At 72.5% G+C, this 24,926-nt stretch carries 23 protein-coding genes, 1 tRNA gene and 1 other RNA gene; 18 read left to right on the top strand and 7 right to left on the bottom strand.

Going from position 1 to position 24,926, the window contains the following annotated elements:
- The first annotated feature begins 121 nt into the window (after positions 1 to 121).
- Positions 122 to 781: a DUF4360 domain-containing protein gene (locus CD790_RS11030; protein WP_144383007.1), complete on the top strand. Its 660-nt coding sequence runs from the start codon at positions 122 to 124 to the stop codon at positions 779 to 781.
- A 25-nt stretch (positions 782 to 806) separates the two neighbouring features.
- On the opposite strand, the gene CD790_RS11025 is transcribed toward CD790_RS11030, so the two are convergent.
- Positions 807 to 1,859, bottom strand: a complete 1,053-nt coding sequence (locus CD790_RS11025) for a CU044_5270 family protein (RefSeq protein WP_144383006.1) — start codon at positions 1,857 to 1,859, stop codon at positions 807 to 809.
- On the bottom strand, positions 1,852 to 2,493 hold the full coding sequence (locus tag CD790_RS11020; RefSeq protein ID WP_144383005.1) for an RNA polymerase sigma factor: 642 nt from the start codon (positions 2,491 to 2,493) through the stop codon (positions 1,852 to 1,854). Before CD790_RS11020 ends, CD790_RS11025 begins: the two co-directional genes overlap by 8 nt.
- Before the next feature lie 106 nt (positions 2,494 to 2,599).
- Here CD790_RS11020 and ctaD point away from each other — a divergent pair, with 106 nt between their 5' ends.
- Both ctaD and CD790_RS11010 read left to right on the top strand, forming a co-directional pair.
- Complete coding sequence (gene ctaD / locus CD790_RS11015) at positions 2,600 to 4,264, top strand: cytochrome c oxidase subunit I (protein ID WP_144383004.1); 1,665 nt, start codon at positions 2,600 to 2,602, stop codon at positions 4,262 to 4,264.
- Positions 4,261 to 4,662: a hypothetical protein gene (locus CD790_RS11010; RefSeq protein ID WP_260867493.1), complete on the top strand. Its 402-nt coding sequence runs from the start codon at positions 4,261 to 4,263 to the stop codon at positions 4,660 to 4,662. Before ctaD ends, CD790_RS11010 begins: the two co-directional genes overlap by 4 nt.
- 106 nt (positions 4,663 to 4,768) lie before the next feature.
- On the opposite strand, the gene CD790_RS11005 is transcribed toward CD790_RS11010, so the two are convergent.
- Positions 4,769 to 5,437: a CAP domain-containing protein gene (locus CD790_RS11005; protein WP_144383003.1), complete on the bottom strand. Its 669-nt coding sequence runs from the start codon at positions 5,435 to 5,437 to the stop codon at positions 4,769 to 4,771.
- A gap of 426 nt (positions 5,438 to 5,863) precedes the next feature.
- Here CD790_RS11005 and CD790_RS11000 point away from each other — a divergent pair, with 426 nt between their 5' ends.
- From CD790_RS11000 to CD790_RS10990, 3 genes are all read left to right on the top strand, one after another.
- Positions 5,864 to 6,115 carry a ferredoxin gene (locus CD790_RS11000; protein WP_144383002.1) on the top strand — a complete coding sequence of 84 codons (252 nt, stop codon included), beginning with the start codon at positions 5,864 to 5,866 and terminating at the stop codon, positions 6,113 to 6,115.
- Complete coding sequence (locus CD790_RS10995) at positions 6,105 to 7,499, top strand: NAD(P)/FAD-dependent oxidoreductase (protein WP_144383001.1); 1,395 nt, start codon at positions 6,105 to 6,107, stop codon at positions 7,497 to 7,499. The genes CD790_RS11000 and CD790_RS10995 overlap by 11 nt, the downstream gene beginning before the upstream one ends.
- A gap of 324 nt (positions 7,500 to 7,823) precedes the next feature.
- The gene (locus CD790_RS10990; RefSeq protein ID WP_144383000.1) at positions 7,824 to 9,077 is read left to right on the top strand and encodes a cytochrome P450; all 1,254 of its coding nucleotides are present in this window, start codon (positions 7,824 to 7,826) and stop codon (positions 9,075 to 9,077) included.
- A 22-nt stretch (positions 9,078 to 9,099) separates the two neighbouring features.
- Here CD790_RS10990 and CD790_RS10985 read toward each other — a convergent pair whose 3' ends face one another.
- Positions 9,100 to 10,068: a LysR family transcriptional regulator gene (locus CD790_RS10985; RefSeq protein WP_144382999.1), complete on the bottom strand. Its 969-nt coding sequence runs from the start codon at positions 10,066 to 10,068 to the stop codon at positions 9,100 to 9,102.
- Between the two features lie 156 nt (positions 10,069 to 10,224).
- Here CD790_RS10985 and CD790_RS10980 point away from each other — a divergent pair, with 156 nt between their 5' ends.
- Complete coding sequence (locus CD790_RS10980) at positions 10,225 to 11,655, top strand: MFS transporter (RefSeq protein WP_144382998.1); 1,431 nt, start codon at positions 10,225 to 10,227, stop codon at positions 11,653 to 11,655.
- Between the two features lie 232 nt (positions 11,656 to 11,887).
- On the opposite strand, the gene CD790_RS10975 is transcribed toward CD790_RS10980, so the two are convergent.
- Both CD790_RS10975 and CD790_RS10970 read right to left on the bottom strand, forming a co-directional pair.
- The gene (locus tag CD790_RS10975) at positions 11,888 to 12,364 is read right to left on the bottom strand and encodes a DUF6328 family protein (RefSeq protein ID WP_144382997.1); all 477 of its coding nucleotides are present in this window, start codon (positions 12,362 to 12,364) and stop codon (positions 11,888 to 11,890) included.
- Entirely contained in the window at positions 12,361 to 12,684 is a 324-nt protein-coding gene (locus tag CD790_RS10970; RefSeq protein WP_144382996.1) for a plasmid stabilization protein, read from the bottom strand. The genes CD790_RS10975 and CD790_RS10970 overlap by 4 nt, the downstream gene beginning before the upstream one ends.
- 89 nt (positions 12,685 to 12,773) lie before the next feature.
- Between CD790_RS10970 and CD790_RS10965 the strand changes: the two genes are divergently transcribed.
- On the top strand, positions 12,774 to 13,790 hold the full coding sequence (locus CD790_RS10965; RefSeq protein WP_144382995.1) for a helix-turn-helix domain-containing protein: 1,017 nt from the start codon (positions 12,774 to 12,776) through the stop codon (positions 13,788 to 13,790).
- A 302-nt stretch (positions 13,791 to 14,092) separates the two neighbouring features.
- The gene (locus CD790_RS10960; RefSeq protein WP_260867528.1) at positions 14,093 to 14,569 is read left to right on the top strand and encodes a rhodanese-like domain-containing protein; all 477 of its coding nucleotides are present in this window, start codon (positions 14,093 to 14,095) and stop codon (positions 14,567 to 14,569) included.
- A 238-nt stretch (positions 14,570 to 14,807) separates the two neighbouring features.
- Here CD790_RS10960 and CD790_RS10955 read toward each other — a convergent pair.
- Positions 14,808 to 14,895: transfer RNA gene (locus CD790_RS10955), tRNA-Ser, on the bottom strand.
- Between the two features lie 73 nt (positions 14,896 to 14,968).
- On the opposite strand from CD790_RS10955, the gene ffs reads away from it, so the two are divergent.
- The 9 genes from ffs (at position 14,969) to CD790_RS34515 (ending at position 24,924) form a co-directional block, all read left to right on the top strand.
- Positions 14,969 to 15,067, top strand: an RNA gene (gene ffs, locus CD790_RS10950) — signal recognition particle sRNA small type.
- Positions 15,068 to 15,165: 98 nt separating this feature from the next.
- Positions 15,166 to 17,589, top strand: coding sequence for a DNA polymerase III subunit gamma and tau (locus tag CD790_RS10945; RefSeq protein WP_144382993.1), 2,424 nt, complete (start codon positions 15,166 to 15,168; stop codon positions 17,587 to 17,589).
- A gap of 351 nt (positions 17,590 to 17,940) precedes the next feature.
- Positions 17,941 to 18,273 (top strand): YbaB/EbfC family nucleoid-associated protein, encoded by a 333-nt coding sequence (locus tag CD790_RS10940; protein WP_144382992.1) that lies wholly within the window; start codon positions 17,941 to 17,943, stop codon positions 18,271 to 18,273.
- Between the two features lie 184 nt (positions 18,274 to 18,457).
- A complete protein-coding gene (gene recR / locus CD790_RS10935) occupies positions 18,458 to 19,057 on the top strand; it encodes a recombination mediator RecR (RefSeq protein WP_144382991.1) in 600 nt (199 codons plus the stop codon).
- Positions 19,050 to 19,715 (top strand): DUF5063 domain-containing protein, encoded by a 666-nt coding sequence (locus tag CD790_RS10930; protein ID WP_144382990.1) that lies wholly within the window; start codon positions 19,050 to 19,052, stop codon positions 19,713 to 19,715. The genes recR and CD790_RS10930 overlap by 8 nt, the downstream gene beginning before the upstream one ends.
- A gap of 319 nt (positions 19,716 to 20,034) precedes the next feature.
- Entirely contained in the window at positions 20,035 to 21,315 is a 1,281-nt protein-coding gene (locus tag CD790_RS10925; protein WP_144382989.1) for an aspartate kinase, read from the top strand.
- Complete coding sequence (locus CD790_RS10920; RefSeq protein ID WP_144382988.1) at positions 21,312 to 22,382, top strand: aspartate-semialdehyde dehydrogenase; 1,071 nt, start codon at positions 21,312 to 21,314, stop codon at positions 22,380 to 22,382. Before CD790_RS10925 ends, CD790_RS10920 begins: the two co-directional genes overlap by 4 nt.
- Positions 22,383 to 22,774: 392 nt before the next feature.
- Positions 22,775 to 23,431 carry a SigE family RNA polymerase sigma factor gene (locus tag CD790_RS10915; RefSeq protein ID WP_186318972.1) on the top strand — a complete coding sequence of 219 codons (657 nt, stop codon included), beginning with the start codon at positions 22,775 to 22,777 and terminating at the stop codon, positions 23,429 to 23,431.
- Positions 23,428 to 24,924, top strand: a complete 1,497-nt coding sequence (locus tag CD790_RS34515; RefSeq protein WP_186318971.1) for a hypothetical protein — start codon at positions 23,428 to 23,430, stop codon at positions 24,922 to 24,924. The genes CD790_RS10915 and CD790_RS34515 overlap by 4 nt, the downstream gene beginning before the upstream one ends.
- Positions 24,925 to 24,926 lie beyond the last annotated feature (2 nt).

The raw sequence follows: 24,926 nt of genomic DNA, 5'->3' as shown, positions 1-24,926 counted from the left end.
TTCCTGCGCATGGCCGGAGGGTGTCTCCGCTATTGGCATGAGCATGATCGGTATCCCCATGAAGTGAGCACCCGTCGCACCGTCCCCACGCACGTCCACCGACAATCGATCGGAGCACCCCATGACAGCACGTGCCCTGTTCACGGGCGCCGCGACCGCGGCCTTGTGCGCGTCGATGCTCTCCGCCCAGCCGGCTTCGGCCGGCTCCTCCGGCCCGACCCTCCCGCCCGACAAGATCCAGATCGAGATCGCGACGGTCAACGGATCCGGCTGTCCCGCGGGCACCGCGGCGATCGCCGTCTCCCCGGACAACACCGCGTTCACCGTGACGTACAGCGCCTACACGGCCAAGGTGGGGGCCGGCGCCCAGCCCACCGACTTCCGCAAGAACTGCCAGCTCAACCTGATCGTGTACGTGCCGCACGGCTTCACCTACGCCATCGCCAGCGCCGACTACCGCGGCTTCGCCCACCTGGAGCGCGGCGCCTCCGCCGTCCAGAAGGCCTCGTACTACTTCCAGGGCTCCCAGCAGACGATGCCGATCAGCCACCCCTACGCCGGTCCGTACAGCGACAACTGGCAGGAGAGGGACGAGACCGAGGTCGGCCAGGTGGTCTGGGCCCCCTGCGGCGAGCGGCGGAACTTCAACATCAACACCGAACTGCGGGTGAACGCCGGCTCCTCCGACCCGCGGAAGACCAGCTTCATGGCCATGGACTCCGTGGACGGCGACATCAACACCGTCTATCGGCTGATCTGGAAGCAGTGCCCGCCGCGGTAGGCGCTCCGCCGGCCGTGCGGCCGGCTCAGGGCAGCCACGCCTCGTACGAGAGGACGTCGCCCGCCCTGAGCCCGAACTCCGGCTGGTCCCGGGCGGCGGTCAGCTCGACACCCAGCACCCGGCCGTCCTCCGGGCTGAGGACGACCATGTAGCGGGCCTCACCGAACCGGTGGGTGTACGCCTGCCCCCGCCGGCCGAGGCGGTCGGTGACCGCACCGGCGGGGCGCAGGCCCTCGGCCCGGGAGAGCAGGGTGGCGATCGCGGCGCGCCCGCGCGGGCCGGGGGTCCACGTCCGCAGCAGCGCGGAGAGGTCGTCCAGCAGCTCCGTGGTGGTGCCGGTGGTGCCGGCGGGGCCGTGCAGCCGGGTGAGGTAGGCCCGCAGCGCCGCCGGCTCGTCGGGCGGCTCGTCCCCGGGCAGCCGGGTGCCGGCGGGGTACTCCGTGCGCTCGATCACCTTCCCGTCCGCCACCGGGCGGGCCCTGCCGCCGGAGTCGTCGATCACCGGTTCGCCGGGCCTGCGCGGATCGGTGGCCACCGTCAGGTCCGTGCCGCTGCCGTCGGCGTTCCAGCGGATGACGCGCTCCTGGGGCAGGGTGACGGGCGCGGCGGCGTCGGGACCCTCCTCCAGGCTCACGTACCAGGACTGGAAGTGGCTGCCCCGGCGTGGCGGGGCGGTGCTGCCGTCCGCCGCGGCCCAGGCCCGTTGGGCGACCTCGGCGAGCGGCACCGGGCGGGAGCCGGCCCGCGGCACCAGCGCGGTGGGCGCGGCGGCCGCGGGAGCCGTGGTGGCCTCGGAGAAGACCACGGTGAGGGTGACGACCACGAGCACCGCCGCGGTGGCCGTCGCCGCGGCGCTCAGCATGAACCGCCGGGCGAGGCTCGGCCGGCGGCCGGGCCACCCGCCCGCCCGGGCCCGCTCCCGCGGTCGGTTTCCGGACAGCTCCGCGGTCCGCGGCGCGCCCCGCATCAGCAGGTTCAGCCGCCGCTCGGCGGCTTCGTCCAACGGCCGGTCCCGCCAGGGCCCCTCGTCGGCGCGCACGGGGTTGGCCAGCCGCAGCCGCTCCAGTTCATCAGCCATTGCCCAGGCCCATCTGCGTCGTACGGGGGGTGGTTCGCGAAGCGCGCGGAGCGCGAGGGACGCGCGGCGCCACGGCCGCCGGCTCCGTCGGCGGCTTCGGGGCGGGGGGCGGGGCGGCGCTCCGCGCACCCTCGGCCCGCATGGCGTCGATCTGGTCCCGCAGCCGGCGGCGGGCACGGTGCAGCCGCATGGCCGCCGCGCTCTGGCCGCATCGGAGCGCCACCGCCAGCTCGGCGAGGCTCAGCTCCTCCCAACTGGTCAGCCGCAGCACCTCCTGGTCGGCGGGGGAGAGCCGGGACAGCGCCTCGTGCACCCAGGCGGCCGGGTTGTCGCTGTCCGGGCTCCGCACGATGTGGGTGCCGTGCGCGGCCTGGTGGTGACCGATCCGGTTGAGCAGGCGGCGATAGCGGCTCTGCCCCCGCACGGTGTTGGCCAGGCAGTTCCGCGCCACGCCGTACAGCCAGGGGAGTGTGGCCTCGGGGAGCTCGGCGCGGCGGCGCCAGGCGACGGAGAAGACCTCCGCCACCACCTCCTCGACCTCGTGCGCCTGCCCGTCCAGCCGCCGCGCGACATAGCGGCTGACCGCCCAGTAGTGCTCCCGATAGGCATCGGCGAACGCTTCGTCCGTGCTCATGTCCGCTTGGTGTCCGGCATGCCGCCGATCATCACACCCCGGGGCTGTGACCTTTCCCGGGGACCGGACCGGTGAGGGAGAGGGGGTGTCCGGACACCTACGGGGCATGAGGCACACGCAGGACCGCCGGCCCGCGGCGGTGAAGTGGCTGACCACCACGGATCACAAGACCATCGGCACGCTCTACCTGGTCACCTCGTTCGCGTTCTTCTGCGTCGGCGGCGTGATGGCGCTCTTCATGCGCGCCGAACTGGCCCGCCCGGGGTTGCAGATCATGTCGAACGAGCAGTTCAACCAGGCGTTCACCATGCATGGCACGATCATGCTGCTGATGTTCGCCACCCCGCTCTTCGCGGGCTTCGCGAACTGGATCATGCCGCTGCAGATCGGCGCGCCCGATGTGGCGTTCCCGCGGCTGAACATGTTCGCCTACTGGCTCTACCTGTTCGGCTCGCTGATCGCGGTCGGCGGCTTCCTCACCCCGCAGGGTGCGGCCGACTTCGGCTGGTTCGCCTACTCCCCGCTGTCGGACGCGGTCCGCTCGCCGGGCGTCGGCGCCGACATGTGGATCATGGGGTTGGCGCTCTCCGGGTTCGGCACCATCCTGGGCGCGGTCAACTTCATCACCACGATCATCTGCATGCGCGCCCCCGGCATGACGATGTTCCGCATGCCGATCTTCACCTGGAACGTGCTGCTCACCGGTGTGCTGGTGCTGCTGGCCTTCCCGGTGCTGGCCGCCGCGCTCTTCGCGCTGGAGGCGGACCGCAAGTTCGGCGCCCACGTCTTCGACGCCGCCAACGGCGGGGCGCTGTTGTGGCAGCACCTCTTCTGGTTCTTCGGCCACCCCGAGGTGTACATCATCGCGCTGCCGTTCTTCGGCATCGTCTCCGAGGTCATCCCGGTGTTCTCGCGTAAGCCGATGTTCGGTTACATCAGCCTCATCGCGGCGACCATCTCGATCGCGGGTCTGTCGGTGACCGTGTGGGCCCACCACATGTACGTCACGGGCGGTGTGCTGCTGCCCTTCTTCTCCTTCATGACGTTCCTGATCGCGGTTCCGACCGGTATCAAGTTCTTCAACTGGATCGGCACGATGTGGAAGGGGAGTCTGAGCTTCGAGACGCCCATGCTGTGGGCGACAGGATTTCTCATCACCTTCGTCTTCGGTGGTCTCACCGGTGTCATCCTGGCCTCGCCGCCGATGGACTTCCATGTCTCCGAGTCGTATTTCGTGGTGGCGCACTTCCACTACGTGATCTTCGGGACGGTGGTCTTCGCGATGTTCGCCGGCTTCCACTTCTGGTGGCCGAAGTTCACTGGGAAGATGCTGGACGAGCGGCTGGGGAAGATCACGTTCTGGACGCTGTTCATCGGTTTCCACGGCACCTTCCTGGTGCAGCACTGGCTGGGCGCCCAGGGAATGCTGCGCCGCATTCCCGACTATCTGGTGGGCGACGGATTCACCACGCTCAACACCGTTTCCACGATCTTCTCGTTCCTGCTCGGCATGTCGATCCTGCCGTTCCTCTACAACGTCTGGAAGACCGCCAGGTACGGCGAGAAGGTCGAGGTCGACGACCCTTGGGGGTGGGGCCGTTCGCTGGAGTGGGCCACCTCCTGCCCGCCGCCGCGGCACAACTTCCACGCCCTGCCGCGGATCCGCTCCGAATCCCCGGCGTTCGACCTGCACCACCCCGAGATCGCGGCGGACGCGGACGGGCCCGACCCGCTCGACGCGCCCGACGAGCAGCAGGAGGCCCTCGTATGACCACGGTGAACGGCAACGCGGTGAACGGCAGGGGGACGGCCGGGGCGGCGGACCCGGCCGGCGCGGCCCGGTCCGTGGACCCCGCAGAGGTGATCAACGCCATCGAGGGCTATCTGCTGTGGGAGGGGGAGAAGCGCCAGGCCCAGGCGCGCGCCCGGGCGCTGTGCGGGCGGATGCCCTGGCTCACCGACTCCCAGCGGATCGAGGTCGAGCGGCTCTACGTCGAGGACCACCTGAACACCTCGAAGGCGTATCTGAAGCGGGTGGCGCGGCGCAGCGCCGAACTGCGCGCCGAGTACGAGGGCGTCTACCGGGTGCTGCGGCGCCGGCTCCTCGCCGCCTTCCTGTCGGGCGCGGCCGCGGTGGGGACGGTGGCGGCGGTGATCGCCCTTCGCTAGCCGCCGAGAAGACCACGCGGGCCCCGACCGGATCTCCTCCGGCCGGGGCCCGTGCGGGCTGTCCGCCGTTTCAGGGGGCTTGGCGGCGGTCTGAGCGGAGACGGCTCTAGCGGGCCGTTCCGAAGTTCTGCGTCCAGTAGTTGCCCGGCTGCGCCAGGCCGACGCCGATCTCCTTGAAGGAGCAGTTCAGGATGTTGCGCTTGTGGCCGGCGCTGGACATCCAGCCCTGCATGACCTTCTCGGGAGTGGAGTAGCCGTAGGCCACGTTCTCGCCGTAGGTGCTCCAGTTGTAGCCGGCGCGGGTGATCCGCTGGCCGGGGTTGGAGCCGTCGGAGCCGGTGTGCGACATGTTCTGGTGCGCGGCCATGTCCTTGCTGTGGGCCTGCGCGGCCTGGGTCAGCTTCGCGTTCACCGTCAGCGCGGAGCAGCCGGCCTTGGCGCGCTCGGCGTTGACCAGTTCCACGACGCGCTTCTGCGCGGCGGTCAGCGTGGTGGTGCCCGAGGTGGGGGTGCTCGGGGTGGCGCTCGGCGAGCCGGAGGCGCTCGGGGCGACCGGGTCGGCGGGGGCCTTCGCGCCGCGTCCGTTCTGCGCGCGCCAGTCCTTCTGGGAGGCGTCGCGCCAGTCCTTCTTGGAGGCGTGATGTCCGTAGGAGTCGCCCTTGCCGCCCTGATCGTCCAGGCACGCCATGGCGACGGACGGGATGCCGACCGCGGCCACGGCCACGGCGGCGATGGTTATCTTCCGGTAGTGGGTGTTCCTGCGGTGCTTCGTCATATTGCGACCTCACCTCGTTTTCGTGGGGGGACCGTCATTCTGGAGACCGCCGAAGGGGCCCGGCAATGACCTGCGTTACTAAGCAGGCTCGTAGCGCGGCAGGGTTCTTGCGATGCGTGAGTGGGCATGCTCTTCCCGCACACGGGGATGCGCCACGAAATCTGTTGGACCGTCAAATCCCCTTATGCACCGACCAGGCGACGGAAATCACTGAGTGGATCACAGCGCATTCCTTGCCCTGTGTGACAAATGTCCATTCCGGGCGGGACGCGTCTCAAATGTCGGCCGGTGGTTCTCTACTATCCGGCGGGGTGAGAAGCGGAATGCGCTGTGAGGGATGTCACGAACCGGTGACGGTCTTCGGGGGTCACCCCTTTGGTCCGGTTGTGCGCGCGTGACCACGAGAGCCCACCCATGCTGGGACATATGAGACTTGTGGTCGATCTCGTCCGCTGTCAGGGCTATGCGCAGTGCGCCTTCCTGGCGCCCGACGTCTTCACCATGCACGGCGAAGAGGCGCTGCTGTACAACCCGCACGCCGACGCGGCGCAGCGGGAGAACGTGCTGCGCGCGGCGACCGCGTGTCCGGTCCGGGCCATCACGGTCGAGGACACCGAGGCCCCGACCGGCACCGGCGGGCGCGTCGACTCCACGGGGGTGGGCACCGATGCCCGCTGACGGATCCCTGGAGCGGCTGCGGCGAGAGGGCCGGATCGTCATCGTGGGCGCCTCGCTGGCCGGGCTGCGCGCGGCCGAGACCCTGCGCGCCGAGGGCTTCACCGGCTCGCTCACCCTGATCGGGGACGAGTCGGCCGAGCCGTACGACCGGCCGCCGCTCTCCAAACAGGTGCTGCTGGGCAGGGCCGCCGCGGACCGCACCACCCTCCCCCGGCGCCGGGAGATCGACGCGACCTGGCGGCTCGGTGTCGCCGCCACCGGGCTGGACATGGCCGCCCGCACGGTGCGGCTGGCCGACGGCGACCAGGTGGAGTACGACCGGCTGCTGATCACCACCGGGGTCCGGGCCCGTCCGTGGCCCCACGAGTTGGAGGCCGACCTGGACGGGGTCTTCGTGCTGCGCGACCGGGACGACGCGGCCCGGCTGCACGCACGGCTGCGCGCCGGGCCGCGCCGGGTGCTGGTCATCGGCGCCGGATTCACCGGCTCGGAGATCGCCTCCGCCTGCCGTGAACGGGGGCTGCCGGTCACCGTCGTGGAGCGCGGCGCGGCACCGCTGGTGGGCGCGCTCGGGGCCGTGGTCGGCGAGGTGGCCGCCGCCCTCCAGCGCGCGCACGGAGTGGACCTGCGCTGCGGGGCGATGGTGACCCGGCTGGAGGGGGACTCGGCCGGGCGGCTGTGCCGCGCCCATCTGGCCGACGGCGAGACCGTCGACGCCGATGTGGCGGTGGTCGCGCTCGGCGCGACCCGCAACACCGAGTGGCTGGCCGGCTCCGGGCTCGGCGCCGGGCCCCGCGGCATCGCGTGCGACGCCGGCTGCCGCGCCTTCGACGCCAGCGGCATCGTCACCGACGACATCTTCGCGGCCGGGGACGTCGCCCGGTCCCCGCATCCGCTCTTCGGGTACCAGTTCCTCTCCCTGGAGCACTGGGGGAACGCCGTCGCCCAGGCCGAGATCGCGGCGCACAACATGATCCATGCCAGTGCCGACCGCCGTCCGCACCTCAACGTGCCGGCCTTCTGGTCCTCGCAGTTCGGGGTCAACATCAAGTCGGTCGGCGTCCCGCCCATGGGCGAGCAACTGCTCATCGCCCAAGGCGCGCTCGCCGAACGCCGGTTCACCGGCGTCTACGGCTACCAGGGCCGGATCATCGCCGCCGTCACCTTCGACCAGACGAAGTGGCTGGACTTCTACCAGCGGCAGATCGAGTCGGCCGCGCCCTTCCCACCCGCCTTCACCACCGTGGATCGCCGGGCCGAGGGCCTGCACCCGGTCCCGGCCGGCTTCCCCGACCCCTCGCAGCCCACCCACGGGCCGACCGTCACGGTCAGCGGCTACTCGCCGACCGACCGGCGGATCACCTTCACCCCGGCGCGGGCCTGAACGAGGCGTCGCGGCGGCCCGCCCGCGTCCGCCCGTCCCCCACTCGCCTTCGCCGCTGCCCGGTCCCGGCCGTACGCCCGACGGACGCGCCGCGGCCCCGACCGTCCGTCCGTCCGCCAGACCAGCCGTCGTCCGTCCGCCAGACCAGCCGTCCGTATCGACCGAGGACCCGCCTGTATCGCCCGACGACCCCGTCCGTACGCCAGATCAGCCGTCGGTATCGCCCGACGACCCACCAGCAACGCCCGACGACCCGCCCGTCTCTCCCGACGAACCCGCCCCGCACGTCCCGCGGCTCCGCCGCCTCCGCCCAAGGACTCCCCCATGACGCACGGCACCCTCCTGCGGCAGATCACCGACTACGCCAACCGCGCCGACCCGTACCCCCTGTATGCCGAGCTGAGGAAGACGCCGGTGCTGCACGAGGAGGACGGCCCGTACGTGGTCAGCACCTACTGGGAGATCCAGGGCCTGCTGCACGATCCGCGGATCAGCTCCGACGCCCGCAATCTGTCCCCCGCGGCCGCGCGGCTCTCCCCCGAGGTCGCGGGGGCGACCGAGGAGGAGGAGGGCTCGGGGCTGCCGCCCAGCTTCCTGCGGCTCGACCCACCCGAGCACGACCGGCTGCGCCGGATGGCGATGACCCCGTTCGGCCCCCCGCACACCCCCCGCCGGATCCACGAGATGCGCGGCGAACTCACCCGGATCGTCGCCGACCTGATCGACGGCTTCGGCGACCGGACCCGGATCGACCTGGTGGACTCCTTCTCCTATCCGTTCCCGGTGACCGTGATCTGCCGGCTGCTCGGTGTCCCGCGCGAGGACGAGACGCGCTTCCACTCCTGGGCCGACACCATCGCCGCCAGCCTGGACCCGGACCCGTCCGCGGACCCGGTCGAGCGGCGGCGCGTCGCCCAGCAGGCCCGTACCGAGCTGGGGATGTACCTCTCCGGCCTGATCGAGGAGCGCCGTCGCACCCCCGGCGACGACCTGCTCTCCGCGCTGGCCACCGGGCACGGGCCGGACGGGCAGATGAGCCATCTGGAAGTGCTCACCACCGCCGCGCTGCTGCTGATCGCCGGCCATGAGACCACGGTCAACCTCATCACCAACGGGATGCTCACCCTGCTGCGCAACCCGCCGGTGCTCCAGCGGCTGCGGGACGAACCCCGCCTGGCCGTCCCGCTGGTGGAGGAACTGCTGCGTTTCGAACCACCCGTGCAACTGCTGCCCCAGCGCACCACCCTCGCCGACATCGAGATCGCCGGCACCACCGTCCCCAAGGGGGCCTCGCTCTGGCTGATCCTGGCCTCGGGCAACCGCGATCCGCGGCGCTTCGCCGACCCCGACCGCTTCGACCCCGACCGCCCGGACATCCAGCACCTGGGCTTCGGCAGCGGAATCCACAGCTGCTTCGGCGCCCCGCTGGCCCGACTCGAAGCACAGATCGCCCTCGCCGAGCTGGCCCGCCGGCTGGAGGACCCGCACCTGGTCGAGGACCCACCGCCCTACCGCCGGAACGCGGTGCTGCGCGGCCCGCGGCATCTGAACATCACCTTCGACCGCCTCGTGGACTGAGCCCGGTCGGCGACGGTCCGCTTCAGGCCGGGGCCCCGGCCGGCTCCGCGACCCGGCGCCGGGCCGTGCCCCGGGCCGGCTCGGACGCCCCCCGGGCCGGCTCGGACGGCTGGGCCGTCTTCAGCGCCGTGCGGGCGAAGGCCCGCACTGCGCCGGTGCTGTCGGCCGCCCGCCACACCAGTCCGTAGCCGACCGGGGCCGCGTCGTCCAGCGGCAGGTAGGCGACCCCGGGACGGGGGTGATAGGCGGCGGTGTGCGCGGTGGTGAGGAACGCGCCCTTGCCCGCCGCGACCAGCATCAGCGCCTCCTGGAGGCTGGTGATGCCCGGGCCGCGGGGGATGGGTCGGCCGTTCGGGGTCCGCGCGGGGCCGTGGTGCTCCCGTCGGTACTCGGGGAGTTCGCCCTCGACGGTCAGCAGGGGCACCTCGGCCAGCTCTTCGAGCGAGACCCGCCGCCGGGCGGCGAGCGGATGCCCGGCCGCGACGGCCAGCACCCGCTCCTCGGTGAGCAGCGCGGGACCCTCGCCCAGGTCCGGCTCCCGCACGGGCAGCTCGATGAGCTGGATGTCGAAGTCGCCCTTGCGCAACGGCCCGTAGGGGTCCGCCAGCGGCACCTCGCAGATCTCGACGTCGAGCCCGGGGTGGCCGGCGCGCAGCGCCTCGGCCGCCTTCATCACGACCTCCCCGGCCAGCGGACTGGAGAAGCCGACGTGCAGCACCCCGCTGACGCCGCGCGCGGTGGCGGCGGCCCTGGCGACGGCCGCGTCGATCGCGCGATGGTGCGGGGCGAGGTCCTCGCGGAGCTGCCGCCCGAGGGCGGTGAGGGCGACCCGGCGGCTGGTGCGGGCGAACAGCGGGGCGCCGACGCGACGTTCGAGCCGCCGCACCAGCTGGCTCACCCGGGCCCGGGACAGCCGCATGCGGTCCGCGGTGCGCCCGAAGTGCAGCTCCTCGGCGAGGATCAGGAAGCACTCCAGTTCGTCGCGCTCCATGGCCGCCCCTTCGGTCCCGCGGATCGGTAAGCCTGACTGAACCAACATTGCGATCTTCGCCGTTGTTCCCCCTCCTCGGCCGATCGATGGTGGTCGGGCGGAGAACTTCCCCCGCCATCACCGTCTCGACCGACCAGAGGAATCACGGAAATGCAGATGAGCGCGAGAAATTGGGGCGTGCTGTTCGTCCTGTGCGGGGCGATCTTCCTGGAGGGCATCGACGTGGCCATGCTCAACGTGGCCCTGCCGTCGATCCGCGCCGAGCTCGGCATGTCCACCGGCGAACTCCAGTGGGTGATGAGCGCCTACGTCCTCGGCTACGGCGGCTTCATGCTGCTGGGCGGCCGCGCGGCCGACCTCTTCGGGCGCCGTCGGATGTTCGTCTTCTGGCTGACGGTCTTCCTGCTCTTCTCCGGCCTGGGCGGATTCGCCACCGAGGGCTGGATGCTGATCACCGCGCGGTTCGTCACCGGGGTGGCGGCCGCCTTCATGACGCCGGCCGGCCTGTCCATCATCACCACGAGCTTCGCGGAGGGGCCGCAGCGCAACAAGGCGTTGCTGATCTACTCCGGGACCGCGGCCGGCGGCTTCTCCGTCGGCCTGGTCGTCGGCGGGCTGCTCACCGCGGTCGACTGGCGCTGGGTGTTCTTCGCCCCCGTCGCCCTCTCCGCGGTCATCCTGGTCGGCGCGCTGACGCTGGTGCCCGCCTCGCCCCGGCCGGACCGGACCGGGCAGCGCGTCGATCTGGCGGGCGCGGTGAGCGTCACCGCGGCCATCGTGCTGCTGGTCCTGGGCGTCGAGCGCGCCGCCCACGCGAGCCTCGGCCAGACCATCGGCACCCTCGCCGCCGGGCTGGCCCTCTTCGCCGCCTTCGTCGCCGTCGAGCGCCGCGCCGCCGCCCCGCTGGTCCGCCTCGGCCTCCTCCGCGGCGGCCCGCTGGTCCGCGCCAACGTCGTGGGACTGCTCTTCGCCGCCGGCTTCTTCGGCTTCCAGTTCCTCGTGGTGCTCTACCTCCAGGAGCTGCGCGGCTGGTCCACGCTCCAGACGAGCCTCGCGATGGTCGTCATCGGCCTCGACTCGGTCCTGTCGCCCACCCTCACCCCCAAGCTGGTCGACCGGTTCGGCAACGCCCGGGTGATCTTCGGCGGGCTGCTGCTGGCGGCGCTCGCGTACGGGTTGTTCCTGCCGGTCGGCGCCGACTGGACGTATCCGATGATGCTGCCGAGCCTGGTCCTCCTCAGCCTCGGCTTCGCGCTGGCGTACGGCCCGCTGACCATCGTCGCCACGGAGGGCGTCCGGGCGGAGGAACAGGGCCTGGCCGGCGGTCTGCTCTACACCTCCTTCCAGTTCGGTGCCGCGCTCGGCCTCTCCACCGTCACCGCGGTCGACGTCGCGGCCACCGACGGGAACAGCCCCGCGACGCTGCTCGACGGCTACCACGCCGGCCTCGTCGTCCCGGTGGTCACCGCGCTGCTCGCCGCCGTCGTCGGCGCCTTCGGACTGCGGTCCGGCCGCCGACCGGGCGTGGTCACGGCAGCGGGAGACGCGGTCGCCGCCGACCGCGCGGAGACCCCCGCCGCCCGCTGACCGGCCCCACCCCGGCCGAGGACGAGCGGTCCCGGCGCCACGCCTGGGACGCCCCGGTCGTCGCCGCGCCCAGCACCACGGTGGCGACGCGACCCGCGGGGGCGGCCCGGTCCGCCCGTGGCTCGGTTCCTCCGGGCTCAGTCCGCCCGTGGCTCGGTTCCCCCGGGCACAGTCCGCCCGTGGCTCGGTTCCCCCGGGCACAGTCTGCCCGTGGCCCGGTCCGCCCCCTGGCTCAGTTCGCCCGGTGGCGGTACCGGGCCCACAGCGGCAGCACGTACCAGCACAGCACGTACCAGAGAAAGACCAGGCCGACGATCCACGGCACGAAGGCGTTGTGGGCGGCCACCCGCAGCACCAGGAGCAGCGCCGAGACCATCGTGCCCAGCAGCAGCACCAGCCCGATGTTGGTCAGCCGGTGCGCCCACCGCACCGTCTCCGGCTTGATGCGGCGGCCGGAGACGAGGCGGTGGAAGGAGACCGGGCCGATCAGCGCCCCGGTCGTCGCCGCGCCCAGCACCACGGTGACGATGTAGATCGTCTGGTCGGTCTGGCTCAGCTGCTCGTAGCGCGGGGTGAAGACGACGGCGAGGAGGAAGGCGAACAGCACCTGGACGCCGGTCTGGGCCACCCGGACCTCCTGGAGGAGGTCGCCCCACATGCGGTCGGCGCGCTCGTCGTCCGTCTCGTCCCTCCCCCTGCGCTGGGTCATTTGCCGAGGGCCCGCTTGAGCTGTTCCTTGTTCATGTGCGAGCGGCCCTCGACGTTGCGCCGCTGGGCCTCGGCGTACAGCTGGTCGTACGTCGGACCCTGCGCGCCCCTGCCGGAGCGCTGGCCGCCGCGCTTCCCGGAGGACATGTCCTCAAGGGAAAGCGGGCTGGCGGTCTTGGATTCGCCCGCCCGGGCCCGCTCCTTGTTCACCGTGCGGGCGGCGATCTCCTTGGCCCGCTTCTCACTCTCGCCCCGGTCCTCCGCGCTCTCCTTGATGTGCTCGTACTGTCGCTCGCGCTTGGGGCTGGAACCTCTGGGCATGACACTCACCTCATTGCTCGTATCACCGGGCAGCCGTCGGTCATGCGCCCGGCGCCCGACGGAACCCTCCCTCTCATTAAGATCCGGCCATGGCGAAGTCGCACGTGGTGGCGGTGCTGGCCTTCGACGGAATGGCGCCGTTCGAACTCGGTGTGGTGGTGGAGGTATTCGGGCTCGCCCGGCCCGAGCTCGGGGAACTGCCCTGGTACGAGCTGCGGGTCTGCGCGGAGGAGCCCGGCCGCGACCTGCGCGCGATCGGCGGGTTCTCGCTCCGCGCCGAGCACGGTCTGGACGCGCTGGCGGCCGCCGACACGGTGATCGTGCCGGGCGTGCCCCGCGCGGGCGGCGCGGTCTCCCCTGCCCTGGTGGACGCGCTGCTGCGGGCGCACGCCCGCGGGGCCCGGCTGGTGTCGATCTGCTCGGGCACCTTCGCGCTCGCCGCGACCGGGCTGCTGGACGGTCGCCGGGCCACCACCCACTGGCTGTACGCCCGCACCCTCGCCGAGCGCCATCCGGACATCGAGGTCGACCCGGACGTGCTCTACGTCGACAACGGCGACGTGCTCACCAGCGCCGGCAGCGCCGCCGGCATCGACCTGTGCCTCTATCTGGTCCGCGCCGACCACGGCGCCGCCGTCGCCAACACCGTGGCCCGTCGCTTCGTGGTGCCGCCCCACCGCGAGGGCGGACAGGCGCAGTTCATCGAGGCGGCGGTGCGCCCGATCGGCGAGGAGGACGACGGCGTGGCGCGGAGCATGGCCTGGGCGCTGCGCCGGCTGCACACCCCGCTCTCGGTGCCCGCCCTGGCCCGCGCCGCCAGCATGTCGGAGCGCTCCTACCTGCGGCACTTCGCCCGCCGGAACGGGGTCAGCCCGATGCGCTGGGTCATCTCGCAGCGGGTGGCGGCGAGCCTGCCGCTGCTGGAGTCGGGCGAGGGGTCGATCGACGAGATCGCCACCGCCGTCGGCTTCGACAGCACGGCCACATACCGCCACCACTTCACCCGGCAGATGCGGACGACGCCGACCGCCTACCGGAGGGCGTTCACCCGGGTGCCCGGCCCGGCGGGGCCGCCCGGACCGGGGATCCGACTGGCGGGATCTTGACGAAGGGCGGCGTTCACGCCACTCGTGAGGCGGGAGCGGGGCCCGGAGGATGGAGTCATCGCCGAGCGGGGGAGCACCCGGCCGGCGCGGACCACCACCATCGCCGCCGTTCCCACCCCGCACGACACGCAAGGAGCACGCAGATGCCCGCCGCCGCCCCGTCCCCCGAGGCCACCCCGTCCGCCCCAGCCGCCCCTTCCGCCCCGTCCGCCGAGGCCGCGCGGTCCGCCGTCCCCGCCCCGTCCGCCGAGGCCGCGCGGTCCGTCGCAGCCGCCCCTTCCGCCCCAGCCGCCCCTTCTGCCCTGTCCGCCACCGGGATCGTCAGCGCCGTTCTGAAGGTCCCCGCCGCCGCGCCCGCCGAGGCCGCCGCCCACTACGCCGCCCGGCTGGCCTTCGAGACCGACGTCTCCGATGTGCGCGCCGACCTCCTCGCCGGCGTCCCCGGGGTGGTCGTGGTCGACTCCCGCAGCGACGCCGCCTGGGCGCAGGGACACATCCCCGGCGCCGTGCACCTCCCCACCGCGGAGATCGCCGAACGCGCCGCCGAGCTGATCGACCCCTCGGCGACCGTGGTGACCTACTGCTGGGGACCCGGCTGCAACGGCGCCACCCGCGCCGCCCTCACCTTCGCCCGGCTCGGCTACCGGGTCAAGGAGATGATCGGCGGCTTCGAGTACTGGGTGCGCGAGGGCTTCCCGCACGAGACGGCCCAGGGCACCGACCAGCGCCCGGTCGACGACCTGACCGCCCCGCGCTCGGGCATCTCCTGCGCCTGCTGAACGTGGGAGCCCGGCGGACGCGGGCGTACGAGACAGACGGGCGACCGTGTGACACGCGTCACACCGTAGGGGCGGTGCCTCCCGCTGGTCTCCGGTGTCGCGGCGGGCGCGATCATGGTATGGGAGCCCGGGGGTCCGCGCCGGAGGCGCGCCCGGAGCCGAGGCGGAGGCCGAGGCGGAAACTACGGCGGAGAAACGCCAGAGGGCTGGACCGCCGGAGCGGTCCAGCCCTCTGAGCTGGCGGAGGATACGAGATTCGAACTCGTGAGGGGTTGCCCCCAACACGCTTTCCAAGCGTGCGCCCTAGGCCTCTAGGCGAATCCTCCGCCGCAAACAATACAAGACCAGAAGCAGTGCTCGCGAACTCGTTCCTCACGGCTCCGATCCGCTAGGGTGGGGGGCAGCCCCTCACGTGGCGCTATCTCACTGAACTCCCCCAGGGCCGGAAGGCAGCAAGGGTAGGTGGGCTCTGGCGGGTGCGTGAGGGGCGCTTGCGTTGGGGGAGCGGGTTTCCCGCGGGGCGGGCGGCGGGTCGTGGCTGGCGGGTTCGCTGTGACGGGAGCCACTTGTCGGTGGGCCCCGATATCGTCGTATGCGTGTCGTCTCTCGCGCTTTACCGCCGCTACCGCCCGGAGACCTTCGCCGAGGTCATCGGGCAGGAGCATGTCACCACCCCGCTGCAGCAGGCGCTGCGGAACAACCGGGTCAATCACGCGTACCTGTTCAGCGGGCCGCGCGGCTGTGGCAAGACGACCAGCGCCCGCATCCTGGCCCGCTGTCTCAACTGCGAGCAGGGGCCGACGCCGACGCCGTGCGGGGAGTGCCAGTCCTGTCGTGACCTGGCGCGGAACGGGCCGGGCTCGATCGATGTGATCGAGATCGACGCGGCGTCCCACGGTGGCGTGGACGACGCCCGTGAGCTGCGCGAGAAGGCGTTCTTCGGACCGGCCTCCAGTCGGTACAAGATCTACATCATCGACGAGGCGCACATGGTCACCTCGGCGGGCTTCAACGCCCTGCTGAAGGTGGTCGAGGAGCCGCCGGAGCACCTCAAGTTCATCTTCGCGACCACCGAGCCGGAGAAGGTCATCGGCACCATCCGGTCGCGCACGCACCACTACCCGTTCCGGCTGGTGCCGCCCGGCACGCTGCGCGAGTACCTCGGCGCGGTCTGCGAGCGCGAGGCCATCCCGGTCGAGGACGGCGTGCTGCCGTTGGTCGTGCGGGCCGGCGCCGGGTCGGTGCGTGACTCCATGTCCGTGATGGACCAGCTGCTGGCCGGCGCCGCCGAGGACGGTGTGACGTACGCCATGGCGACGTCCCTGCTCGGCTACACGGACGGCTCGCTGCTCGACGCCGTCGTGGACGCCTTCGCGGCGGGCGACGGCGCGGCGGCGTTCGAGGTCGTGGACCGCGTCATCGAGGGCGGCAACGACCCCCGGCGCTTCGTCGCGGACCTGCTGGAGCGGCTGCGCGACCTGGTGATCCTGGCCGCCGTCCCGGACGCCGCCGAGAAGGGGCTGATCGACGCCCCGGCCGACGTCGTCGAGCGGATGCAGGCCCAGGCGTCCGTCTTCGGCGGCTCGGAGCTCAGCCGCGCGGCCGACCTGGTCAACGAGGGCCTCACCGAGATGCGCGGCGCCACCTCGCCGCGGCTCCAGCTGGAACTGATCTGTGCCCGGGTGCTGCTGCCCGCGGCCTTCGACGACGAGCGGTCGGTGCAGGCCCGCCTGGAGCGGCTGGAGCGCGGCGCCGCCGTCGCCGGTCTGGGCGGCGGAGGCGCCGCCGCCGGCCCGCCCATGGGGTACGTGCCGGGGCCGGACGCCCACGCGCCGCTCACCGGACCCTCGGGTCCCGCCGCCGCCCGCGCCGCCATGGCCGCCGGCCCCGGCGCCCCGGCGCCCACCCCTGTGACGGCCCCCGCGGCGGCCCCCCCGGCCGCCGCGGTCCAGCCCGCCGCCCCCGAGGCTCCGCACGCGGCTCCGCAGCCGCCCGTCGAGCAGCCCGCCACGCCCGCCCCGGTGCCCAGTGCGCCGGCCGCCTCCGCCCCGGCGCCCGGCGCTCCGGCCCCGTCCGCCCCGCCGGCCCAGCCTGCCGGGGCGCGCCCCGGCGCGTGGCCCGCGGCCGCCGCGCCCGGCCAGGGGGCCGGGTCGGCCGCCGCCGAGCCCCGGCGGCCCGGTGGCTGGCCCACGGCGGCCGCGCCGGGACAGCCGGCCCCCGCCGCGCCCGCCCCCGGCGGCCCCGCCGCTCCCGTGTCGCCGCAGGCCCCCGCCCAGGCCCCGGCCCAGGCCACCGCCCCCTCTGCCGCGGCCGCCCAGGGCGCCATGCAGGTGCGGCAGATGTGGCCCGACATCCTGGAGGCGGTGAAGAACCGCCGCCGCTTCACCTGGATCCTGCTCAGCCAGAACGCGCACGTCTCCGGCTTCGACGGCACCACGCTCCAGGTCGGCTTCTCCAACTCCGGCGCCCGCGACAGCTTCGTCAACGGCGGCAGCGAGGACGTGCTGCGACAGGCGCTCAGCGAGCAGTACGGCGTGCAGTGGCGGGTCGAGGCGATCGTCGACCCCTCGGGCGGCGCCGGCCAGCCGGCCGGTGGCTCCGGCGGCGCGGGCGGCTTCGGCGGGGCGGGCGGCTTCGCCGGCCCCGGCGCGGCCCCCGGCGGCGGCTTCGGCGGTGCGGGCGGCGGCTTCGGCGCTCCGGCCGCGCCCCGGCCGCAGGCCGCCCCTCCGGCGCCCGCCCCGGCTCCCCAGGCGCCGAGCGGCCCGTCCGCTCCCGCCGCCTCCGGCCCCGCCTCCGGACGACCCGCGCCGTCCGCGGCGGCCGGTCTCGGCGGTCCCGGCGGTTCTGCCGGTCCCGCCGCCTCGCCGGCCTACCGCGAGCCGGAGCCCCCGCCGGTCGCGCCCGAGGACGACATCCCGGAGGAGGACGACCCGGACCTCGACGAGTCCGCGCTCAGCGGCCACGAGCTGATCGTCCGCGAGCTCGGCGCGACGGTGGTCGAGGAGATCGCCAACGAGTAGCACGGTCGGGGCGGCCCCCCCCCGGCGCCCGGCTCGGCCACGGGCGCCGCGCCGCCGACGTCCGCTCGCCGCCGCCGAATCCGCTGCTGCGGAACCCGTCGCTGATCGACGCTGGCGCGGAGGGGTGGCGTGGAGCCGGCACGCCGTGGACCGCGTCGGAGACGAGCCAGCGCCCGAGGCAAGCCCGCGGAGAAGACGAGACCACCTCGGAGACGGGGACGAGAAAGAGCGGAACTCCTCCCACCACCGGGGTAGCGCGCGGTGTCCCCTCAGCACGTAGGCTCGGGCTATCGGAATGAAGAACACGGACGGACGGCAGCAGAGCCTCCCTCGACAGCCAGGAGCGCACTCGTGATCCCCGGTGGCCAGCCCAACATGCAGCAGCTGCTTCAGCAGGCTCAGAAGATGCAGCAGGACCTCGCCGCCGCTCAGCAGGAGCTGGCGGAGACCCCGGTCGAGGGTTCGGCCGGCGGCGGCCTGGTGAAGGCGACCGTGACCGGCGCCGGTGAGCTCCGCGACCTGGTCATCGACCCGAAGGCGGTGGACCCGGAGGACACCGAGACCCTCGCGGATCTGATCGTCGCCGCCGTTCGGGACGCCAACCAGGCGGCCCACGAACTCCAGCAGACGAAGCTCGGCCCGCTCGCCCAGGGCCTCGGCGGCATGCCCGGCCTGCCGTTCTGAGCCCCAGGGCAGCCGCGGCGGCCGGGGAGCGGCCGGGAGCCGGTCGTGAGCCGCGTACGGCAGCCGTGAGCAAGCCGTACGAGAGCCCGTAAGGTCGGCGTCCCCCGGACGTTCCGCGGGCTTCCCACGGGCGTCACCCCGGCGCCCGACAGTCGCCCAGACGTCCCACTAAGGAGAGCGTTCCGTGTACGAAGGCGTGGTCCAGGACCTCATCGACGAGCTGGGCAGGCTGCCCGGCGTCGGTCCCAAGAGCGCGCAGCGGATCGCCTTCCACATCCTGCAGGCCGACCCCGCCGACGTCCGCCGGCTGGCGCACGCGCTCACCGAGGTGAAGGCGAAGGTCCGGTTCTGCGTCGTGTGCGGCAACGTCGCCGAGGCCGAGCAGTGCCGGGTCTGTCTCGACCCGCGCCGCGACCCGGCCGTCATCTGTGTGGTGGAGGAGCCGAAGGACGTCGTCGCCATCGAGCGCACCCGGGAGTTCCGCGGCCGGTACCACGTGCTCGGCGGGGCGATCAGCCCCATCGAGGGCGTGGGCCCGGACGACCTGCGGATCAGGGAGCTGCTCGGCCGGCTGGCGGACGGCACCGTCACCGAGCTGATCCTGGCCACGGACCCCAATCTGGAGGGGGAGGCCACCGCCACGTACCTCGCGCGCATGATCAAGCCCATGGGCTTGAAGGTCACCCGCCTGGCCAGCGGCCTGCCGGTCGGCGGCGACCTGGAGTACGCGGACGAGGTGACCCTTGGTCGGGCCTTCGAAGGGAGAAGACTTCTCGATGTCTGACGCAACCCTGCACGACACTCACCAGAACCCCGACGACTTCGCGGTTCAGATCGCCGACCAGATCGAGAGCTTCATCGTCGCGGTCACCGAGGTCGCGAAGGGCGACGAGCCGGACAGCGCTGTCCCCTTCCTGCTGTTGGAGATCTCCCAACTGCTCCTGGCCGGCGGGCGGCTGGGCGCGCACGAGGACATCGTCCCCGACGAGCGGTACGAGCCCGACGTGGGCCCGGAGCCCGACGTCGACGAGCTGCGGGAGAACTTCGCCGCCCTGCTCGACCCCGTCGACGTCTACTCCGAGGTCTTCGACCCCTACGTGCCGCGTAAGGCGCCCGTCGCCTGCCGCATCTCCGACGACCTGGCCGACATCATCACCGACCTGCGGCACGGTATGGCCCACTACCGCGGCGGCCGGGTCACCGAGGCGCTGTGGTGGTGGCAGTTCTCCTACCTGTCCAACTGGGGCCCCACCGCCTCGGCCGCGCTGCGCGCGCTCCAGTCCCTGGTCGCCCATGTGCGGCTGGACAGCCCGTTGGACGAGCTCGACGGACTGGACACCGACAGCGAGCCGGACGGTGACGAGGCGCTGGAGGAGGAGGCCGGGCGGGTCATGGCCGCGGAGATCGCGGGGCCGCTGGGCATGCGGTCCGCGCGGGGGTGACAGCGGTCGGGGCGCTCGCTCTCCGTCGCGGGGCGTGCGAGCGCCGATCGGCGCGTGCGAGCACCGATCGGCGCGTTCACGCGCCAGGTCGCTGTCACCTGAACCACGTCGCGCCAGGCCGCTGTGACCTGAATTACGTTTCCGTGTGCCCGGTCGAGCAGCGGGCAGGGTCGTTGCTGAGCGGGTGCGGGGCGTGCCGGGTGCGCCCCGTCGATCATGTGGTGAGCAAATCGTCTCGCTATGTGATATCAGGAAGGCGGATCCTGGTCGCTCGTTAAACTGAGTCGACCGCTTTACTAACAGTTTGCGAGGAGCGCACGTGGGCCTTGTCGTGCAGAAGTACGGAGGCTCATCCGTTGCCGATGCCGAAGGCATCAAGCGCGTCGCCAAGCGAATCGTCGAAGCCAAGAAGAACGGCCACCAGGTGGTCGTCGTGGTTTCCGCGATGGGCGACACGACGGACGAGCTGATCGAACTCGCCGAGCAGGTATCTCCGATCCCTGCCGGACGTGAGTTCGACATGCTGCTGACCGCCGGAGAGCGAATCTCCATGGCTCTGCTGGCGATGGCGATCAAAAACCTCGGGCACGAGGCGCTGTCGTTCACCGGTAGCCAGGCCGGAGTCATCACGGACGCCGTTCACAACAAGGCGCGGATCATCGACGTCACGCCGGGCCGCATTCGGGACGCGCTCGAGCAGGGCGCGGTCGCGATCGTGGCCGGTTTCCAGGGCGTCTCGCAGGTCAGCAAGGACATCACCACGCTGGGCCGGGGCGGCTCGGACACCACGGCGGTGGCCCTGGCGGCCGCTCTCGACGCCGCGGTGTGCGAGATCTACACCGATGTGGACGGCGTGTTCACGGCCGATCCGCGCGTGGTGAAGAAGGCCCGCAAGATCGACGAGATCGCGTTCGAGGACATGCTCGAACTCGCCGCGAGCGGCTCGAAGGTGCTGCACCTGCGCTGTGTCGAGTACGCCCGCCGTTACAACATCCCGATCCACGTCCGGTCCTCATTCTCCGGTCACTGGGGGACGTGGGTGCGCAACAGGCCAGAGCCTGGAGAAGGAGCAGAGGGTATGGAGCAGGCGATCATCTCCGGGGTCGCGCACGACACGTCCGAGGCCAAGATCACGGTCGTCGGTGTGCCGGACAAGCCGGGCGAGGCCGCGGCGATCTTCCGGGCGATCTCCAACGCCGAGATCAACATCGACATGGTGGTGCAGAACGTCTCCGCCGCGTCGACCGGTCTCACCGACATCTCCTTCACCCTGCCGAAGACCGACGGTCACAAGGCGATGGAGGCCCTGACCCGGGCGCAGCCGGCCATCGGCTTCGACTCGCTCCGCTACGACGACCAGATCGCGAAGATCTCGCTGGTCGGCGCCGGCATGCGGACCAACCCCGGCGTCACCGCCACCTTCTTCGAGGCGCTTTCGAACGTCGGCGTGAACATCGAGCTGATCTCGACCTCCGAGATCCGCATCTCGGTCGTGACCCGGGCCGACGAGGTCAAGGAGGCGGTGCGCGCCGTGCACACCGCCTTCGGCCTGGACAGTGAGAACGACGAGGCGGTCGTCTACGGAGGGACCGGGCGATGACCACGGCCGCCGACCGCGCCGGTCGGCCGACCCTCGCGGTGGTCGGCGCGACCGGCGCGGTCGGCACCGTCATGCTCGGCCTGCTCTCCGAGCGGGCCGACGTCTGGGGTGAGATCCGGCTGATCGCCTCCCCGCGCTCGGCCGGCCGCAGGCTGACCGTGCGGGGCGAGGAGGTCGAGGTCCTCGCGCTGACCGAAGAGGCGTTCGACGGCGTCCATGTCGCGATGTTCGACGTGCCGGACGAGGTCTCGGCGCAGTGGGCGCCGATCGCGGCCAGCAAGGGCGCGGTCGTGGTCGACAACTCCGGGGCCTTCCGGATGGACCCGGACGTTCCGCTGGTGGTGCCGGAGGTCAACGCGCACGCGGCGCGGGTCCGGCCGCGCGGCATCATCGCCAACCCCAACTGCACCACGCTGTCGATGATCGTCGCGATCGGCGCGCTGCATGCCGAGTTCGGGCTGAGCGAGCTGATCGTCTCCTCGTACCAGGCGGTCTCCGGCGCCGGGAAGGCGGGCGTCGACACGCTGCGCGAGCAGCTGACGAAGGTCGCCGGCGCGGAGCTGGGCACCCAGCCCGGAGACGTCCGACGGGCCATCGGCGACCTGGGCCCCTTCCCCGCCCCGATGGCGCTGAACGTGGTGCCGTTCGCGGGCTCGCTCAAGGAGGACGGCTGGTCCTCCGAGGAGCTCAAGGTGCGCAACGAGTCGCGGAAGATCCTGGGCCTGCCCCAGCTCCGGGTCAGCGCGACCTGTGTCCGGGTGCCCGTGATCACGACGCATTCACTGGCCGTGCACGCGCGGTTCGAGAACGAGGTCACGGTCGCCGCCGCGCACGAGATCCTGGCCGGCGCGCCGGGCGTGGTGCTCTGCGACAACCCGGCCGAGGGCGAGTTCCCGACCCCGGCGGACGTCGTGGGCACCGACCCCACCTGGGTGGGGCGGGTGCGGCGCTCGCTGGACGACCCCTGTGCGTTGGAGCTCTTCGTGTGCGGCGACAATCTGCGCAAGGGCGCGGCGCTCAACACCGCGCAGATCGCGGAGGTCGTGGCGGCGGAGCTCACCGTCTGACCCGCCGCGGTTCGGTGGTCGGCCGAGTCGAGGAATCGGAACCGTGGAACGGAACCGAGGAATCGAACGGACGAGTCAGAGTCGAGGATCCGGAGTCGAGGATCCGGAGTCGAGGAACGCGGTCGCGTGACGACCGGGAGCCTGTGAAGATTCTGTGACCAATACAATGGCCTGGACCACTTGAACTGCGCAGACGATCTGTTTGACGATGCGCTCCCCGCCTCGCTGCAACCGGCAGCGGCGCGGGGAGCGTCTTTCTGGCCGCCCCGCTCGGGCGCGGTAAAAATTGGGGCATTTGGGGAAGAGATGGTGCGCGTGGGGGCATTTGATGCATCGTCAAACGCGGCTCCGTGCGCATACAACCCTGGCGGGGAGAAGCGTGTCCAACGTGCGTGGCAGAGGTACTCGGCATCGCAACGGCCCCGGGGCGCGGCTCGACGCTGCGTCCTTCGCGTCCCCGCACGCCAGGTGGCATGCCGGTGATCGCTCCATGGCCGACCGCCCGCCCTGCGCAGGCTCCGACGGGTCGCGGGGAGACTGACGGCGCGATGGCAGTGGGCACCACAGTCGACCACCTCACCGAGACCTACCGCGCCCACTACCGGTCGCTGCTCGGTCTCGCCGCGCTGCTCCTCGATGACACCGCCTCCTGTGAGGACGTCGTACAGGAGGCGTTCATCCGCGTGCACTCCGCGCGCAACCGGGTCCGTGACCCGGAGAAGACCCTTGCCTATCTGCGGCAGACGGTCGTCAATCTCTCCCGCTCCGCCCTGCGCCGGCGCATCCTCGGGCTCAAGCTGCTCAGCAAGCCGATGCCCGACATGGCCAGTGCCGAAGAAGGCGCGTACGAGCAGTTGGAGCGCGACCAACTGATCAAGGCGATGAGAGGACTGCAGCGCCGCCAGCGCGAGGTCCTGGTGCTGCGTTACTTCGCCGATATGACCGAGGCCCAGGTCGCCGAGACGCTCGGCATATCTCTCGGCTCGGTCAAGGCGTACGGCTCGCGCGGCATCGCGGCGCTCCGCGTCGCCATGGAGGCTCCAGCATGAACGACAGGACCAAGCGGCCGGACGCGGGCGACCGCGACCGGCGACACCAGCACGACCCGGACCTGGAACAGGACCGGGAGCAGGGCCGGGACCGGAGCGAGGGCACGGGCCAGGGCCAGGGCCAGGGCGACGGCCGGGGCACGGACCTGGGCCGGTCGCTCGGGGCCGACGCGGCCGAGGAGCGGAGCTCCGGGCGCCCCGCCGCCGAGCCGACCGCGAAGCCGGCCGAGCCGTTCGCAGGACCGGAGCGCGCCCCGGCGGGCGACGCCGACCGCGGCAGTGACGCCGACCGCGCACGTGACGCCGATGGTGGCAGTGACGCCGACCGTGCCAGCGCCGCCGACCCCGCCAGTGGCGCCGATCTCGGCAGTCACGCCGACCTCGGCAGTGACGCCGGCCGTGACGGCGACGCAGACGGCGGTGACGACGCCGGCGGCCATCAGTCGCTGCTGGACGAGAACGCGCTGAGGCAGCTGCTGCATGGGGCCGTGGGCGACCTCGAACCCCGCCCTGACGCCCTGGAGCACCTGTATCGCGCCGTCCCCGCCCGCCGCACCCGCCGTCGACAGGCTTTGGTCGGAGCGGCGGCCGCGGTAGTGCTCGGCGGGGCCGCGATGCCCGCCGTGGTGCATGTGGCCGCCACCGTCACCACCTCTGACGACCGTTCCGCCGACACCGCCTCCAGCCACCGCACCCCCGGGGTGCAGGGCGGAGCGCACGGCGAGGGCAGCGACGGCGGAGAGACCGGCATGCCCGCCAGCCACCGTCCGGACGAAGGCGACAAAGAGAAGAAGAAGGACAAGGAGAAGCACGACCCGACGAAGAAGCCCGAGGACAAGGAGGAGTCCGGCGCCCCGGTGCCCATCCCGACGGGAACGCTGAACGCCACCTCGCCCACCTGTACTCGGGCCCAGCTCGGCAACGGCACCGCCTCGGCCGGCGCGGCCGACGCGGAGGGCCGCGTCTACGGCTCCTTCCGTGTCGTGAACATCTCCGCCGTCCCCTGTGCCGTCGACGCCGGCGGCACGGTCAGCGCCACCGCGCAGGGCGCGGCGGACGCCACCAGGATCGCGGTCCTGGACCACACCGCGGGCGACGCGGCGAGCCAGCTCCCCGACCCGTCCACCGAGCCCGGGAAGCTGATCCTTCAGCCGGGCGCGGCCTACCAGGTGAAGTTCGCCTGGGTCCCGGCCGCCGGCGGTGGTACCTCCGGTTGCCAGACCACCGGCGCCTCGCCGACCCCTGAGCCCACCGACTCCCCGACGGGCGCCGCCCCCGAGGACCAGCCCACGCCGCAGGAGCCCACCGGCGGCGAGGAGACCGGCGGCGGCACCGACGGCGGCGGCGAGACGGGAGGGGCCGGTAGCGAACAGCCCGAGGCGAGCGTGCAGCTCAGCTACACCCCGGACGCGGGCGACCCGGCCGCCGCGAGCACCACGCTGACCAGCGCCTGCGCCGGCACCGTGTACCGCACCGGGATGCTGGAGGGCTAACC

This window comes from Streptomyces sp. SAJ15 (assembly GCF_007595705.1).
Classification (GTDB): Bacteria; Actinomycetota; Actinomycetes; order Streptomycetales; family Streptomycetaceae; genus Streptomyces.
This window is presented reverse-complemented; position numbering and strand designations above follow the sequence as displayed.